The sequence below is a fragment of the Paraburkholderia sp. J10-1 genome (assembly GCF_905220165.1).
Lineage (GTDB): Bacteria > Pseudomonadota > Gammaproteobacteria > Burkholderiales > Burkholderiaceae > Paraburkholderia.
Window position 1 is genome coordinate 270,995 of record NZ_CAJMYW010000004.1, and the last position, 15,160, is coordinate 286,154.

The 15,160-nt window shown below is 66.0% G+C and carries 11 protein-coding genes; 8 read left to right on the forward strand and 3 right to left on the reverse strand.

Annotation, left to right across the window (positions count from 1 at the left end; all coding sequences use genetic code 11):
• Positions 1–216: 216 nt before the first annotated feature.
• Complete coding sequence (locus tag U5A65_RS16380; RefSeq protein ID WP_233879016.1) at positions 217–525, reverse strand: DUF4148 domain-containing protein; 309 nt, start codon at positions 523–525, stop codon at positions 217–219.
• Positions 526–798: 273 nt separating this feature from the next.
• On the opposite strand from U5A65_RS16380, the gene U5A65_RS16385 reads away from it, so the two are divergent.
• From U5A65_RS16385 to U5A65_RS16410, 6 genes are all read left to right on the forward strand, one after another.
• The gene (locus U5A65_RS16385; protein ID WP_321907464.1) at positions 799–1,053 is read left to right on the forward strand and encodes a DUF2282 domain-containing protein; all 255 of its coding nucleotides are present in this window, start codon (positions 799–801) and stop codon (positions 1,051–1,053) included.
• Positions 1,054–1,072: 19 nt separating this feature from the next.
• Positions 1,073–1,942, forward strand: a complete 870-nt coding sequence (locus U5A65_RS16390) for a DUF692 domain-containing protein (protein WP_321934401.1) — start codon at positions 1,073–1,075, stop codon at positions 1,940–1,942.
• A complete protein-coding gene (locus tag U5A65_RS16395; protein WP_321934400.1) occupies positions 1,939–2,718 on the forward strand; it encodes a putative DNA-binding domain-containing protein in 780 nt (259 codons plus the stop codon). Before U5A65_RS16390 ends, U5A65_RS16395 begins: the two co-directional genes overlap by 4 nt.
• 335 nt (positions 2,719–3,053) lie before the next feature.
• Entirely contained in the window at positions 3,054–4,568 is a 1,515-nt protein-coding gene (locus U5A65_RS16400) for a sensor domain-containing diguanylate cyclase (protein ID WP_321946821.1), read from the forward strand.
• Positions 4,569–4,659: 91 nt separating this feature from the next.
• Entirely contained in the window at positions 4,660–5,283 is a 624-nt protein-coding gene (locus U5A65_RS16405; protein ID WP_321934398.1) for a DUF2239 family protein, read from the forward strand.
• 395 nt (positions 5,284–5,678) lie between these two features.
• A complete protein-coding gene (locus U5A65_RS16410; RefSeq protein ID WP_321907472.1) occupies positions 5,679–6,983 on the forward strand; it encodes a solute carrier family 23 protein in 1,305 nt (434 codons plus the stop codon).
• Between the two features lie 75 nt (positions 6,984–7,058).
• Here U5A65_RS16410 and U5A65_RS16415 read toward each other — a convergent pair whose 3' ends face one another.
• A complete protein-coding gene (locus U5A65_RS16415; RefSeq protein WP_321907473.1) occupies positions 7,059–8,726 on the reverse strand; it encodes a Na+/H+ antiporter in 1,668 nt (555 codons plus the stop codon).
• Between the two features lie 545 nt (positions 8,727–9,271).
• On the opposite strand from U5A65_RS16415, the gene U5A65_RS16420 reads away from it, so the two are divergent.
• On the forward strand, positions 9,272–10,537 hold the full coding sequence (locus U5A65_RS16420) for an EAL domain-containing protein (RefSeq protein ID WP_321907476.1): 1,266 nt from the start codon (positions 9,272–9,274) through the stop codon (positions 10,535–10,537).
• A gap of 48 nt (positions 10,538–10,585) precedes the next feature.
• Complete coding sequence (locus U5A65_RS16425) at positions 10,586–11,299, forward strand: copper homeostasis protein CutC (protein WP_321934397.1); 714 nt, start codon at positions 10,586–10,588, stop codon at positions 11,297–11,299.
• Between the two features lie 63 nt (positions 11,300–11,362).
• Here U5A65_RS16425 and U5A65_RS16430 read toward each other — a convergent pair whose 3' ends face one another.
• Positions 11,363–14,968 carry an indolepyruvate ferredoxin oxidoreductase family protein gene (locus U5A65_RS16430; protein WP_321934396.1) on the reverse strand — a complete coding sequence of 1,202 codons (3,606 nt, stop codon included), beginning with the start codon at positions 14,966–14,968 and terminating at the stop codon, positions 11,363–11,365.
• Positions 14,969–15,160 lie beyond the last annotated feature (192 nt).

The window sequence follows — 15,160 nt, forward strand, 5'->3', positions numbered from 1 at the left end:
CGCGAGAGGGAAGGAGGAAAAAGGCCCGGACCGCAGTCCGGGCAAAGCCACCGGATTTCCGGCGGCGGAGGTTTTCGTGGGCGTGCCGCTCTTTCCGCCGGGCGCGTTGCACGCGCGGCTTAGAAATGAACGGCGGGCCCGCTCTCTCTCAATTGGGAGAGCGGGCCCGCCAAGCGAAGCTACGCGTCGTGCACTGGCACCACGCGTGCGCCGCGATTACTGGCCGAAGTAGGTCGGCTTGATGTTCGGGGCGCGGGTGCCGGACTGGACGCTGCCGTTCGTCGATGCGCCGTAAGCCGTGGCTTGCGCTGCGCCGTTCTGCTGGGCGACGCGCGCCTCGGCAGCCTGCAGGTCTTCCGGATAGTACGGGCTCGACAGGTTCGGACGGTAGCCGGCCTTTTCCAGCTGGACCAGTTCGGCGCGAACTTGAGCGCGCGTCACGGGCGCTTGCTCGGCTTGTGCGAACGACAGGGCCGGAGCGGCGAGGACGGTAGCGGCGAGTGCAGCAGCAATCAGATTCTTCATGGTAACAACCTCCGAAAATTATGTGGTCGGTTCGTAACAATCTTGTTGCTCGAATCGTTGGTGAGACTTTATTGCAGTGCACTTCAAAGAAAAACACCGCAATCCAGCAAACATCATTACTTGAACTGCAATAATTCCGTGAGCCTGCGGCGCTTCGGCCGGGCCGGGCGTCGCGTGGTGAGGCAAAATAGGGCGCGCGAGGCCGCGCGTTGCGACGGCTGCGTATCCCAATTGCTTGCTGCGAAACCATTTCGAAGTTCAAGGAGAAACGCAATGAAGAACTCTCTCGGCCGCCAGGCACTGATTGCCGCCGCGCTGGCGGGTCTTGCGACGGCCGGTGCGGGCGTGGCCCACGCGGACGACACCGTGAATTGCTACGGCGTCGCTAAGGCCGGCCAGAACGATTGTTCGAGCAAGACCGGCGTGCACGATTGCGCGGGCCAAGCCAAGGTCGATCACGACAAGGGCGACTTCAAGACCATGCCGAAGGGCACGTGCGCGAAGCTGGGCGGCACGCCGGAAAAATGAGCCTCGAGGCTGAGCGGGTGTGCCAAAAAGCGGGCGCAAGGTGAGCGCGCGAGGCGCATTGAGTGGCGTGGGCATCGGCCTGCGTCACGCGCATTTCGAGGCCTTCATGGCGGGGCCGCCTGCCGTCGACTGGGTCGAGGTCCACAGCGAGAACTACTTCGGTGATGGCGGCTACGACCTGCATGTGCTCGAAACCGTACGGCGCGATTTGCCGGTGAGCCTGCACGGCGTGGGGCTCGGACTTGGCTCGGCTGCGCCGCTCGATACGGCGCATCTCGCGAGGCTTGCGCAGTTGGTGGCGCGCATCGAGCCCGCTTTGGTGTCCGAGCATCTATGCTGGGGCGCGAGCGCACAAGGCGCGCTGCACGATCTGCTGCCAATGCCGCTCACGCAAGTCTCACTTGATCACTTGAGCGCGCGCGTCTCGCAGATGCAAGACGCGCTGGGCCGCGCTGTACTGATCGAAAATGTTTCGACCTACGTACGATTTCGCGGCGATACCCGCAGCGAGGCTGAATTCCTTGCGGCGCTCGCGCAGCGCACGGGCTGCGGCGTGCTGCTCGACGTGAACAATCTGTACGTGAATCAATGCAACCACGCTGAAGATTCACTGGCGGCAATGGCCGCACTGCCGCCGCAGATCGTCGGCGAGATTCATCTGGCGGGGCATCGCGCAACGCCTGCCGCCGTGATCGACGATCACGGCTCGCGCGTCGCGCCGGCGGTTTGGTCTCTGTATGAGACCGCACTCGAGCGATTTGGCGCGACGCCCACGCTCATCGAGTGGGACACGGCGGTACCGTCGCTCGAGGTGCTGCTCGACGAGGCGCGTCTCGCGCGCGAACGGTTCGCGAAGCACGCACAAATCGCGAAGGAGTTGCGCTCATGACCGCGCGCGACACACTGGAAGCGATGCAGCAAACCTTCGCCGCCGCGTTGGACGATCCCGACGGCGATGCGGCGCTCGCCAACGAGATGCTTCCCGCCGATGCAGCACTGCTGCACGAGCGCATGGGCCTTTATCGCGGCAACGCTCGCGCGGCGCGGCGGCTTGCGCTCGCGAACGCCTATCCAGTCCTCGCGGCCCTAACTGGCGAGACCTACTTCGAAGCACTCGCGCTAGCGTACGCGCGCGCGTATCCTTCGCGCGATGCGGACCTGAACCGCTTCGGTGCGGAGTTGCCTGAATTCATCAAGCGTTACGAGCCTGATGCGCGCTACGCGTATTTCGGCGATGTCGCGCGACTCGAATGGGCGTTGCATACGGCCAACTATGCAGCGAATGCTGCGCCGCTCGACGCGCAGCAATGGCAAGCGCTCGGCGCAGAGCGTCTTGCGCAATCGCATCTCGTGGTGCACCCGGCATGCGCTGCGCTCGCCTTGCGCTTCGACGCCGTGGCGATCTGGCGGGCGCATCAGCCGGACGGCGTATGGCCTGAGCGTGTGGACGTGCCCTCGTGGGCGCTCGTGGTCCGGCCGCAATGGCGGCCCACGGTGCTCGTGCACACGCACGCCGCGCACGCAGCGTTCGTCGCACTGCAAGACGGCGCCACGCTCGACAAGGCGCTTGCCGAGGCATTCGACATCGACCCGGCTTTCGACTTCGGTGGTCAATGGCGCGCGTGGATCGAGGCGCACGCAATCGTCGGCGTGCGCGGCGACTGACCACGCGGCATGACACGCTCATACGGAGTCTCGCCATAAAGCAGAGGAATCCAAAATAACAAAAACAATGCGCCTCTCGAAACCACACTTTATTCAGGAGAATAGGGCGCAAAAAACGAGCCCCGCCCCAAACAACCACCCCCAACCGGACTTGCCCGCATAGCAACGCATCACGCGGCATGCGAGGATGAATGCATACGCACAGCATGCGTCCGCCGGCCGTTGTACACTCGATTGCACCCCGGCGCGCGGGGCGCCGGACATCGTCCGCGGTCGGGCGCAGGCAAGCGCCTGGCAACCGGCGCCCGTGCAAGGCCAGCCCCCGAAGGCCCGAGATGATCATCCGCCGACCGAACGCCGTGCTTGCCATCGGCATTGCGCTCGCCGCAGTGCTGACGCTGGTCGCCGCGTGGGTCATGGCGCAAATGCGGCACGACGCGCTTGCGAGCGCCCGCGCGTCCGCCTCCAACATGGCACTGCTTTTCGAGCGCGACACCGCGCGCAATTTCGACGTCTACGACCTTTCGTTGCAAGCCGTCATCGACGCCATTGACGATCCGCGTCTCGCCGCGCTGCCCGCCGACATTCGCCAGAACGTGCTGTTCGACCGCTCGGCCACGGCAAAGAATCTCGGTGCGATCTTTGTCACCAACGCGGCGGGCGATGTGGTCTTCGATTCGCGCTCGGTGCCGCCGCGCGTGCTCAATGTGGCCGACCGCGACTATTTCATCGCGCAGCGCGACTCGCCGCACGCGGGACTCTTTCTGAGCCATCCGTTCATTCCACGCGACGGTCCCGCCAACGCGACGATCGGCATGAGCCGCCGTCTCTCGAACCCCGACGGCTCGTTCGCGGGCGTCGTGGTCGGCACGATGCGGCTCGATTATTTCCGGCACCTGTTCGGTGGCGTGAACATTGGCACGAACGGCACGGTGGCGCTCACGCTCGCAGACGGCACACTGCTCATGCGCCGCCCGTACGATCCACAACTGATCGGCAAAAGCATCGCGGAATCTGCGTTATTCCAGCGTTTCCAGCGGTCGCAGGCTACCGGTTTTTTCTCGCTCGGGCCGATAGACGGCGTGCGGCGCTGGTTCGCGCTGCGACGCGTGGAAGGCTATCCGCTCGTGTTCAGCGTGGCCGTCGCGGCGGACGACATCTACCGCGAATGGCGCGTGCGCGCCTGGATCATCGGCACGCTCACGGCGGTGCTCGACGTTTCGCTGATCGCGCTCGCGTTGATGTTCACGCGCCAGTTGCGCCAGCGTGGCGCGGTCGAGGCGGAATTGCGCGTGCAGGCGGGCACCGATGCGCTCACGTCGCTCGCGAACCGGCGCGCCTTCGAAACCCGCGCGGACCACGAATGGGCGCGCGCACGCCGCTCGGGCAGCCCGCTCGCGCTCGTGCTGATCGATGTGGACCGCTTCAAGCGCTACAACGACCGCTACGGCCACCTGGCGGGCGACGACGCGCTCGCAGCCGTTGCGCATGCGCTCGGCGCGCACGCACGCCGCGCGGCGGACTGTGCTGCGCGCTACGGCGGCGAGGAGTTCGTGCTGCTGCTGCCCGAAACGGGCGAGGCCCAGGCGCTCGCGCTGGCCGAGAAGGTGCGCGCCGCGATCGAGGCGCTGGCGCTGCCGCACGCCGATAGCCCCAACGGCGTGCTGACCGTGAGCGTGGGCGTGGCGTGCACGACGCAAAGCGGGTTTGCAGACTGGCGCGCGCTGACCGACGCCGCCGACGCGGCGCTTTACACGGCCAAGCGTTCGGGCCGCAACCGCGTAGCGGCATGGCTGCCGGCAGCGACCAACGACGCGCGCGGCGCGGATCTCGAAGGCCGCACCGGCTGACCACGATCAAATTTTACCCGGATGATATTGCGCACCGTAATTTACCCGGGTAATATTCGCCCATCATTGGAAATCAAGAAGGAGAAAAACGATGGTGGTGGCGAACAGTTGCACGGCATTTGCGGGCACGCGTCTGATTGCGCGGGGCGCGCCGCTTCAGGTGGCGCTGGCGGTCAAGGCGGAACTCGAGCGTGAAGGCAACGAAAACGGTGCGGCAGTGCTGGTTTTCGACGACCGCGACGCGCGTCCGGTGGAGTTCGATCTGCGCGGCACGAAAAGAGAGATCGAGGCGCGACTCGTCGCGCAGGCAAGCAGCGAGCAGGCCGCAGCGGCGCTGAATGCTGTAGACGAAGAAGCGCAGGAAGACGCCCCGCGCGGCCGCGGCCGCCCGAAGCTTGGCGTGGTCGCTCGCGAGGTGACGCTGCTGCCGCGTCATTGGGACTGGCTCGGCGCGCAGCCCGGCGGCGCCTCCGTGGTGTTGCGCCGACTCGTGGATTCGGCACGCCACGCGAGCGAGGCACGCGAACGCGTGCGCGCGGCCCAGGAAGCCGCGCATCGCTTCATGACCGCGCTGGCCGGCAATTTGCCAAACTATGAGGAGGCGTTGCGTGCGCTCTACGCGGGCGAGCGAAGCCGTTTCGAAGCGGCGAATGCACCCTGGCCGGAAGACGTGCGCGACTATGCGCGGGCGTTCGCGCAAGCCGCATTCGCTTGAACGCACGAACGGCCAAAGTGGGGCAAAGAGGAACTCAGATTGAGCGGGCAAAAAAAAACCGCTCAAGCGGGGGAGCGAGAGCGGAGAAGTCGGAGAGTTTACAACTTACAACCTACAACCTCTGCATGAACTGTCATGGGGTCACGCAGCAACGAAAGTCTAGGTCTCGTATCCTGCCCCGAATATAGGAGGAGTCTGAAACTCCATTCGGCATTCACTTAAGACCTCGTATCGGCGAACGCCGGCATGGTTTCGGACGCCTGACATCCGGCTTGCCACGCGGATTGCGGCTCCGTACACTCCCGCCTGATCTGCATCAAGGGCGGCCATTGCTTCGAGGCGCCAACAATCAAAACCAGAACCAAAACCGCAAATCACGCCGACAAGAGGAACCCATGTCCGACTCCTATTTCCCCCGCTGGCGCGCGCAGACGGGTGACACCCGCGGTGTCGTCGCCCCCGACGAGCGCCTCGCCTGGCCGCAGATGTTCGCCATGGGCGTGCAGCACGTCGTCGCCATGTTCGGCTCGACCGTGCTCGCGCCGCTGCTCATGGGCTTCGACCCGAACCTGTGCATCTTCATGTCGGGTGTCGGCACGCTGCTGTTCTTCGTGGTGGTGGGCGGCCGCGTGCCGAGCTATCTCGGTTCGAGCTTCGCGTTCATCGGCCTCGTGATCGCCGTGACGGGCTACGGCGGGCAGGGCGCCAATCCCAACATTCCCGTGGCGCTCGGCGGCATCATCGCGTGCGGTGTGGTGTATACGCTGATCGGCCTGCTTGTTTCGGCCGTCGGCACCAAGTGGATCGAAACGCTCATGCCGCCCGTGGTGACTGGCGCGATCGTCTGCGTGATCGGGCTCAATCTCGCGCCCATCGCCGTGAAGGGCGTGAGCAGTTCGACCTTCGACTCGTGGATGGCGATCGTCACCGTGCTCTGCGTGGGCGGCGTGGCCGTGTTCACGCGCGGCATGCTGCAGCGCCTGCTGATTCTCGTTGGCCTGCTGATCGCTTATGTGATTTACGCGATCATCACGAACGGCATGGGCCTCGGCAAGCCGATCGACTTTTCGATCGTCGCAAATGCCGCCTGGTTCGGCATGCCGAAGTTCACCGCGCCCGTGTTCGACCCGCACGCCATGACGCTGCTCGTGCCGATCGCCGTGATTCTGGTGGCGGAAAACCTCGGCCACATCAAGGCCGTTTCCGCCATGACGGGCTACAACCTCGACCGCTACGTGGGCCGCGCGTTTATCGGCGACGGCCTCGCCACGATCGTTTCGGGCTTCGCGGGCGGCACGGGCGTGACGACCTACGCGGAAAACATCGGCGTGATGGCCGTGACGAAAATCTACTCGACGCTCGTGTTCGTGATCGCCGCGGTCATCGCGCTCGTGCTCGGCTTCTCGCCGAAGTTCGGCGCCGTCATTCAGACGATTCCGGGCCCGGTGCTCGGCGGCGTCTCGATCGTCGTGTTCGGTCTGATTGCCGTGACGGGCGCGCGCATCTGGGTCGTCAACAAGGTGGACTTCTCGGACAACCGCAACCTCATCGTCGCCGCCGTCACGCTCGTGCTCGGCGCGGGCGACTTTTCGCTCAAGCTCGGCGGCTTTGGCCTCGGCGGCATCGGCACCGCCACGTTCGGCGCGATCATTCTCTACGCTCTGCTGCGCCGCAAGCCGGCGCAGGAAGCGGCGGTCTAAGCTTCACCGCTATTCCCCGCTAATGCGGCGCCGGTCCTCGGCGCCGCGTTTTCCTCACTCTCATCAGGCTCGCGCTTAGCTGCGATTGCGTCCGCGCGTCGTCATCGCCGTTTCCGAGAGATCGACTTCGCGCATCAGCTTCGCCAGCGTTTCGTCGTTGATCTGCATCTGGTTGCGCAGCTTGAGCAGCGTCGCGCGTTCGGCGCGCATGCCCGCGAGGCGCATTTCCAGCTCCAGCGCGTCCGAGCGGCGCGCGTGCGCGCTGCGGTCGCGGTCGGCGTCGAGCGAGGCGAGGCGCCGGCGGTAAGTGTCCATCACACGCGCGGTCGTGTCGGCGGCGTAGGTGGCCTGCGATTCGTCGAGATCTTCGCTCACCTTTTCGTGCACCGCGTCCACGGCGCGGATGCCCGCCTGCGCCGCCTGGATGCGCGCCTGGCGCTCCTCGGCCGCGTGCGGCCCCTGCGCGCCGCGCCGCACGCCGCGCAGCAAGAGCGGCAGGCCGACGATCGCCACCAGCAGCGAAGCGAGGATCACGCCCGTCGCGATGAAAATGGCGCTGTCGCGCCCCGGCAGCGGGCTGCCGTTGGCAAGCGCCACGGGTAGCGAGAGCACGCCCGCGAGCGTGACTGCGCCGCGCACGCCCGCCACTGTGGTGATTGCCACCGTGCGCAAACCCGGCACCGCGTTCGCCACGCCGTGACGCGCCGCACCGCGGCTCGCCACCCAGCGCAGCAGCCATACCCAGCCAAAGCGCATGGCGTAGAGCGCCGCGAGCACGGCGGCGATATAGCCGATGAGGCGCAGCATCTGCACGTTGCTCGTGTGGTGCGCGTCGAGCAGCGCCTTGCCGAGAATGCCCGGGAACTGCAGGCCGAGCAGCGTGAACACCATGCCGTTGAAGACGAACTCGATCATCGACCACGTGCTCGTTGCGCGCACGCGCGTGGACACCGGTCCTTTGTGCGCGACGCTCGTGTAGTTCATCGTCATGCCGGCGGATACGGCCGCGAGCACGCCGGACACTTCGAGGTGCTCCGCGAACAGATACGCCGCGAACGGAATGAGCAAGGTCAGCACGACGCCGGGCGCGGGGTCGCCTTCTTCGGTCACGTTGAGAAAGCGCTCCGAAACGAAGCTGAAGAGCCAGCCGATCAGCGCCCCCAGCGCGAGACCGCCCGCCGCGATCAGCACGAAGCTCAGCGCCGCCGCGCGCAGCGAAAAATAGCCGGTGAGCGCGGCCGCCACGGCGAACTTGAGCGCGACGAGGCCCGAGGCGTCGTTCATCAGCGCTTCGCCTTCGAGAATGTGCATGAGCTGCGAGGGAATCCGGTCCTTGCCGGCAATGCCCGCGAGCGCCACGGCGTCGGTGGGCGAGAGCACGGCGGCGAGCGCGAAGGCGACGGGCAGCGAGATCTGCGGCACGAGCCAGTGCACGAAATAGCCTACGGCAACGACCGTCAGCAGCACGAGGCCGAGCGCGAGCATGAGAATCGCGCGGCGCTGCATGAAGAACTCGCGCTTGGGCATGCGCCAGCCGTCGGCGAACAGCAGCGGCGGAATGAACAGCGCCATGAAGATGTCGGGATCGAACGTGACGTGCGGATTCACGAGCGGAAACGTGAGCAGCGCGCCAATGCCGATCTGCACGAGCGGCAACGGCAGCTTGAGGGGCACGGTGCGCGCGATGACGCCGGACAGGGCGACAGCAAGCAGCAGAATGAGAACGGTGAAGAGGATGTCCATCGAAAAACTTGGCGGGGGCGAAACGGGACGAAAAACGGGACAAAAACGGGACGATGCGCAGGAGCGCCGAAGCGGGAAGCCGTGTTCTTCGTTCGCGCGCGGTACGGCACTGCGTTCTGGCGCGCATTACAGAGGGGCGGGCCGGTCGAGGGAGAGTGTAGCCTGACGCGTCTGTAAGCCGCCGCGAAGCGCGCAGAGTGTGTGCGTGGCGAGGCACACATCCAGCCTCCATTTGCCTGCGGCAAGGCGCCGGGAATGCGGCAATCTGTCCGCTGGAGCGCGTCACTACCGAAGCAAAGGCGCGTGGAAAGGCGCACGATATCGGTGCACCCCGCGATGCTTCGTACGGTGCATGGCGTGCCCAATCGCTGCGCACGCGACCGGCTAAAACGTATTTCGCGATGCGTGCCAGATCGCAGTGCGAGCGAGCACGGACCTTGCTTGATCCCTCCTGTGACGCAATGAAAAGCAGGCTACGGAGGAACGCGCAGACCGTGCAAAGGTTGTGCGGACGGCAGCGTCCTTCCTACGCGCTAGAGGATGGCATGATCACAGAGCAACAGGACAAAACGGCCGTGGCCCCTCACGGTTTCGATCTCAGCGTCACTTCGGGGCTGCAGCGCTACAGCGCACACCACGGCGACCTCACGCTCACGAGCGTGTTCCAGCCGGTGTTCAGCCTTTCGCACATGCGTGCGGTGGGCTACGAAGGGCTGCTGCGCGCGCACGATCCACTCGACCGCCCGGTTTCGCCGCTCGACGTGTTCGGCGACGCTGCGCGCGTGGGCGACGCGCTGCTGGTGGACCGGCTCGCCCAGGGGCTGCATCTGGAGAACTTCGCGCTGCTGGGCGCGGAGCGCGAGTGGCTTTTTCTCAACGTGCATCCGGGCACGCTGATCGAGGCGTATCACTCGGCGGCGCTGCTTGCGAACCTGCGGCGGCTGAACATCGCGCCGCGGCGTGTGGTGCTGGAAGTGCTCGAAGATGAAGGGACGGACCTCGAGGCCCTCGCGCAGGCCGTGGCGACGTTTCGCGAGCGCGGCTTTTTGGTGGCGCTCGACGACTTCGGCGCGGGCAACGTCGACATCGGCCGCGTGTGGCAGCTCAACCCCGACATCGTCAAGCTCGACCGCATCATGCTGATGCACGCGCAGCATCGCGCCGACATGGCCGCGACGCTGCCCGCGCTCGTGGCGCTGCTGCACGACGCGGGCAAGCTCGTGCTGATCGAAGGAGTGGAGACGGAGCACGAGGCGCAGCTCGCGCTCGCGTGCAACGCGGACTTCGTGCAGGGCTTTTTCTTCGCGCGGCCGGCGCCCGGGCTCACCGACGCCGCGCAGGTGCAAGGTGTGATCGCCGAAGCGACGGAGCGCTTTCGTCAGCAGACCGAAACGCGCGAGCGCGGCGAGACCAGTCGCCTCGCGCCCTACCTGCGGGCATTCGAGCGCGCGGCAGAACGCCTTTCGGACGGCGAGCCGATGGAAGAGGTGTGCTGGAATTTCCTCGCGCTCGATCACGCGGCGCGCTGCTATCTGCTCGATTCGAACGGCCGGCAGGCGGGTCGCAACGTCGTGCTGCGCGTCGATCGCGCGGAGCGCGACGCGCGCTTCTTGCCGCTGGAAGACGCACAAGGGGCGAGCTGGCTGCGCAGGCCATACTTTCGCAGCGCGCTCATCACACCAGGGCGCGTGCACGTGACCGGACCATACCTGTCGATCAACGAGGCGCTCCCGTGTCTGACGCTGTCGATGGCGGTGCAGGTGGGCGATCGCCTGTGCGTGCTGTGCGGCGATATCGACTGGTTCGAGTAGGCGTGCATCTGCGATCATGTCGTGTTCTTCACGACATGGCGCGCAAACATGCCAATCACACAACAGCGTGAACGGGTGGTGCTGGAAGTCATCGCGACCACGGTCGCCGACGCGCAAGCCGCCGCGCGCGGCGGCGCGGATCGTCTCGAACTCATTACCGCCATGGGCGAGGGCGGCCTCACGCCGAGCATCGGCATGATCGAAGCCGTGGTCGAGGCCGTGACGATTCCCGTGAACGTGATCGTGCGGCCGCACAGCCGCTCCTTCGTTTACGATTCGAACGATTACGAGGTGATGCTGCGCGACGTGCGTGGCGCGAAGCTCGTGGGCGCGCATGCGGTCGTGATCGGCATGCTTACGCCATCGCATGAAGTGGATCGCGACGGCTTGCAGCGCGCGATCGACGCCGCCGATGGCATGCCGCTCACGTTTCACCGCGCGTTCGACGAAGCGCGCGATCTGCAGGAAGCGTTCGACGTGCTGCTTGGTTTCGAAGCCGTGACGAACGTGCTCACCTCGGGCGGCAAGCCTTCGGTGCTCGATGCGCAGGCGCAGATCGAAACGCTCGTGCAGCGTGCGGCGCACACGCATTGCACGGTGCTCGCGGGCGCAGGACTTACGGTCGATCGCGTGGCGGATTTCGTGAGCGCGACGCGGGTGCGCGCGGTTCACTTCGGCTCCGGCGTGCGCGTTGACGGGAAGGGGCTCGCTCCTGTCGACGGAAACAAGGTGCGGCGCGTGCGGACGCTGCTCGACGTCTGATGAATAAAAAAACGCGCGCCATTCAGAAGATGAACGGCGCGCGCTTCCTGACTTCGCTTCGGCTTACTTCGCCACCACCACCGGGATGCCGCGCAACGCGCCCACGCCCTTGAACGAAGCGAGTGCTTCCTGCACAGCAGCGCTTGTCTTCACCTCGATGGCAAGGCGCGCAGCCAGTTCGCGCTCGCTGCGCTTCACCGCCGCGAGGTTCGCAAGCTTCACGTGCCCATAGCCACGCACACGCTGATGCAGGTTGGCGAGCTTGGCGATGTCGTCGGCGTTTTCGGCGGTGAGGCTGGCGAACGCACCGCGCAGCGTCGCCTCGTAGTCGCCGGCCAGTGCGCGCTCCATGCGGCGCTCCAGCGTCTTGCCGAACGGATCGAGCCACGTGCCGCGCACGCTGCGTCCCTTCTTCAGCAGCCCGAGCGCGCTCCACAGCCACTGGCCGAACTGCATCTTGCGCGGCGGCTGGCCGTTCTTCTCACGCGCGATGAGCGGCGGCGCGAGGTTGAACTTCACGGTGAAGTCGCTGCCCGCCGTGCCTTCGAACTGCGCTTCGAGCGCGGCGCGGAACGCCGGGTCGGTGTGCAGGCGCGCGACTTCGTATTCGTCCTTCACGGCGAGCAGCCGATAGAACGTGGTCGCGACGGCGCGAGCGAGCGTTTGCTCGGCGGTCTTGTCCGCGCTGCGAGCGGCATCGACCAGTGCGCGATAGCGCTTCACGTAGCTCGCGCCACCGTAGGCGAGCAGGCGCGTTTCGCGATCGGCGATCAGTTCGTCGAGCGTTTGCGTGAGCTTGCGCGCCGTGGCTTTGGCAGCCGCCGCGCGTTGCGTGTCGAGCGCTTCGAGCGCGGCCGGATCGGCGGCAGCCATGCGGCCGATGGAGAACGCGAACAGGTTCGCCTTCACGGCCACGTTGTTCAGCTCGATGGCGCGCGTGAGCGCCGCAAGCGATACCGGCACGAGGCCCAGTTGCCACGCAAAACCGAGCATCACGATGTTCGCGCCGATCGTGTCGCCGAGATAGCGCTGTGCGAGCGCCTGTGCATCGCACGCGGCAAGCGGATCTTGCGCGGGCGTTGCGCCGTTGGTCGCCGCGTGCCGCATCTTCGCGAGCAGCGCGTCGGCGTGCAGGTTCGCTTCGGGGTTCTGCACGAACGACGCATTCGGAATCTCATGCGTGTTCACGACAATGCGCGTGCGATCGTGACGCACCGTTTGCAGCGCGTCGGCGCTCGCGCCCACCACCATGTCGCAGGCGAGCAGCAGGTCGGCCTGCTGCGTGTCGATGCGCACCTGGTTGAGCAGCGCGTCGGTCGCCGCGAAGCGCACGAACGAGAGCACCGAGCCGCCTTTCTGCGCGAAGCCCATGAAGTCGAGCACCGAAGCGCTCTTGCCTTCCAGATGCGCGGCCATGCTGATGAGCGCGCCCACGGTCACGACACCCGTGCCGCCCACGCCCGTCACGAGAATGTCGTAGGGCGCGTTGTCCAGGTGCGTAGCCGGCATCGGCAGCGCATTGACGCGCGCAGTCAGCGCCTGCGGATCGAACGCGGCCCCCGCGGCCTTCTTGAGCTTGCCGCCCTCGATGGTCACGAAGCTCGGGCAGAAGCCGTTCACGCACGAATAGTCCTTGTTGCACGACGACTGGTCGATGCGGCGCTTGCGGCCCAGTTCCGTTTCCACCGGTTCGACCGAAAGACAGTTCGACTGCACGCCGCAGTCGCCGCAGCCTTCGCACACTTCCTCGTTGATGAAGAGGCGCTTGTCCGGGTCGGGGAATTCGCCTTTCTTGCGGCGGCGGCGCTTTTCAGCCGCGCACGTTTGATCGTAGATCAGCACGGTCACGCCCGGCGTTTCGCGCAGCTCGCGTTGCACGGTGTCCAGTTCGCTGCGGTGATGGAACGTCGTGCCCTTCGGGAACAGGCCGTGATGGCCGTCGTACTTCTCGGGCTCGTCGCTCACCACCACGAAGCGCGAGACGCCTTCGGCCTCCACCTGGCGCGCGATCTGCGGCACGGAGATGCTGCCGTCCACGGGCTGGCCGCCCGTCATCGCCACGGCGTCGTTGTAAAGGATCTTGTAGGTGATGTTGGTCTTCGCGGCTACGGCCTGGCGAATCGCGAGGATCCCTGAATGAAAGTAGGTGCCGTCGCCGAGATTCTGGAATACGTGCGGCATCTTCGTGAACATCGAATGCGCGGCCCAGTCCACGCCTTCGCCGCCCATCTGGATCAGGCCCGTGGTGTCGCGCTCCATCCACGAAGCCATGAAGTGGCAGCCAATGCCGGCCTGCGCGATCGAGCCTTCCGGCACCTTCGTCGACGTGTTGTGCGGGCAGCCCGAGCAGAAGTACGGTGTGCGGCGCACGGCATCGGCGGCGTTCGAGAGGATTTGCGGCGCGACGAGATCCACCACGCGCTCGCGGCGGTCGAGCGCCGGCCGGTGCTTCGCGAGCCACGCGGCGAACACCGGCAGGATGCGCGAGGGGCGCAGCTCGCCAAGCTCGGAGAGCAGCAGCGTGCCGTCCTCGGCGTGCTTGCCGATGACAGTAGGGCGCGCGCCTTCCTTGCGGTTGTACAGGTAGTCCTTGATCTGCTGCTCGATCACCGGGCCCTTTTCTTCGATCACGAGCACGTCGGTGAGGCCCGCGACGAACGCGTCGATACGCGACATTTCCAGCGGGAACGACAGGCCCACCTTGTAGACGCGCACGCCGGCTTTATCGAGATCCTCGATGGTGAGATCGAGGCGGCGCAGCGTTTCCATCAGGTCGAGGTGCGCCTTGCCGCAGGTGACGATGCCCACGTTCGCGTGCGGGCTCGGCGCGATCCACTTGTCGATGCTGTTCATGCGCGCGAAGTGGCGCACGGCGTCGAGCTTGGCGGCCAGACGCTGCTCGATGGCGAGGCTCGGCAGATCGGGCCAGCGGTTGTGCAGGCCGCCGGGCGGCGGCGTAAAACCTTCAGGTGCTTGCCAGTCGGTCTTGATGGCATCGAGATCGACGGTCGAGCCCGACTCCACCGTTTCCGAAATCGCCTTGTAGCCCACCCACGCGCCCGAGTAGCGCGAGAGCGCCCAGCCGTACAGGCCGAATTCGAGCATGTCCGCGATGTTCGACGGATTCACGACCGGCATATGCCACGACATCATCGCGAAGTCGCTCTGGTGCGGCATGGACGACGACACGCAGCCGTGATCGTCGCCGGCCACCACCAGCACGCCGCCATGCGGCGACGAGCCGTAGGCGTTGCCGTGCTTGAGCGCGTCGCCGGCGCGGTCCACGCCCGGGCCCTTGCCGTACCACATCGCGTACACGCCTTCGACGGTGCGCTCGGGGTCGGCTTCCACGCGCTGCGTGCCGAGCACGGCCGTGCCGCCCAGTTCCTCGTTGATGGCGGGCAGGAAGCGCACGTCGGCGGCTTCGAGCAGTTTCTTCGCCTTCCACGCCTGCTGGTCGACCATGCCGAGCGGCGAGCCGCGATAGCCGCTGATGAAGCCTGCCGTGTTCAGGCCATGCGCGCGGTCGAGCGCGCGCTGCATGAGCGGCAGACGGATCAACGCCTGCGTGCCGGTCAGGAAGATGCGGCCGCGCGTGGCGGTGAGGTTGTCGGTGAGCTTGTAATCGGCGAGAGGCGGCGTGTCGCCAAACGCGGGGCGCGCGGTCATTGGGGGAGTCTCCGTTTCTAGTGCATTCGCATGGCCCCGATCACAGAGCGGCGAAAGAGACTCTATTTTTTCTCGCCAATGACGGAAATTTTTTGCTAACTCTCCGGCGCTGCCGGTTATTCGCGCGAGAGCCTGCCCACGCCGGGCGAATTTGGAGAGAGATCTTCCCGGCCCCGGCGCGATCCCGTTTGC

Bases quoted from the DNA above. Each gene is read 5' to 3' on its own strand.
- U5A65_RS16400 (WP_321946821.1), top strand. From the start codon at position 3,054: ATGATCATCCGCCGACCGAACGCCGTGCTTGCCATCGGCATTGCGCTC.
- U5A65_RS16380 (WP_233879016.1), bottom strand. From the start codon at position 525: ATGAAGAATCTGATTGCTGCTGCACTCGCCGCTACCGTCCTCGCCGCT.
- U5A65_RS16425 (WP_321934397.1), top strand. From the start codon at position 10,586: ATGCCAATCACACAACAGCGTGAACGGGTGGTGCTGGAAGTCATCGCG.
- U5A65_RS16405 (WP_321934398.1), top strand. From the start codon at position 4,660: ATGGTGGTGGCGAACAGTTGCACGGCATTTGCGGGCACGCGTCTGATT.
- U5A65_RS16395 (WP_321934400.1), top strand. From the start codon at position 1,939: ATGACCGCGCGCGACACACTGGAAGCGATGCAGCAAACCTTCGCCGCC.
- U5A65_RS16420 (WP_321907476.1), top strand. From the start codon at position 9,272: ATGATCACAGAGCAACAGGACAAAACGGCCGTGGCCCCTCACGGTTTC.
- U5A65_RS16430 (WP_321934396.1), bottom strand. From the start codon at position 14,968: ATGACCGCGCGCCCCGCGTTTGGCGACACGCCGCCTCTCGCCGATTAC.
- U5A65_RS16385 (WP_321907464.1), top strand. From the start codon at position 799: ATGAAGAACTCTCTCGGCCGCCAGGCACTGATTGCCGCCGCGCTGGCG.
- U5A65_RS16415 (WP_321907473.1), bottom strand. From the start codon at position 8,726: ATGGACATCCTCTTCACCGTTCTCATTCTGCTGCTTGCTGTCGCCCTG.
- U5A65_RS16410 (WP_321907472.1), top strand. From the start codon at position 5,679: ATGTCCGACTCCTATTTCCCCCGCTGGCGCGCGCAGACGGGTGACACC.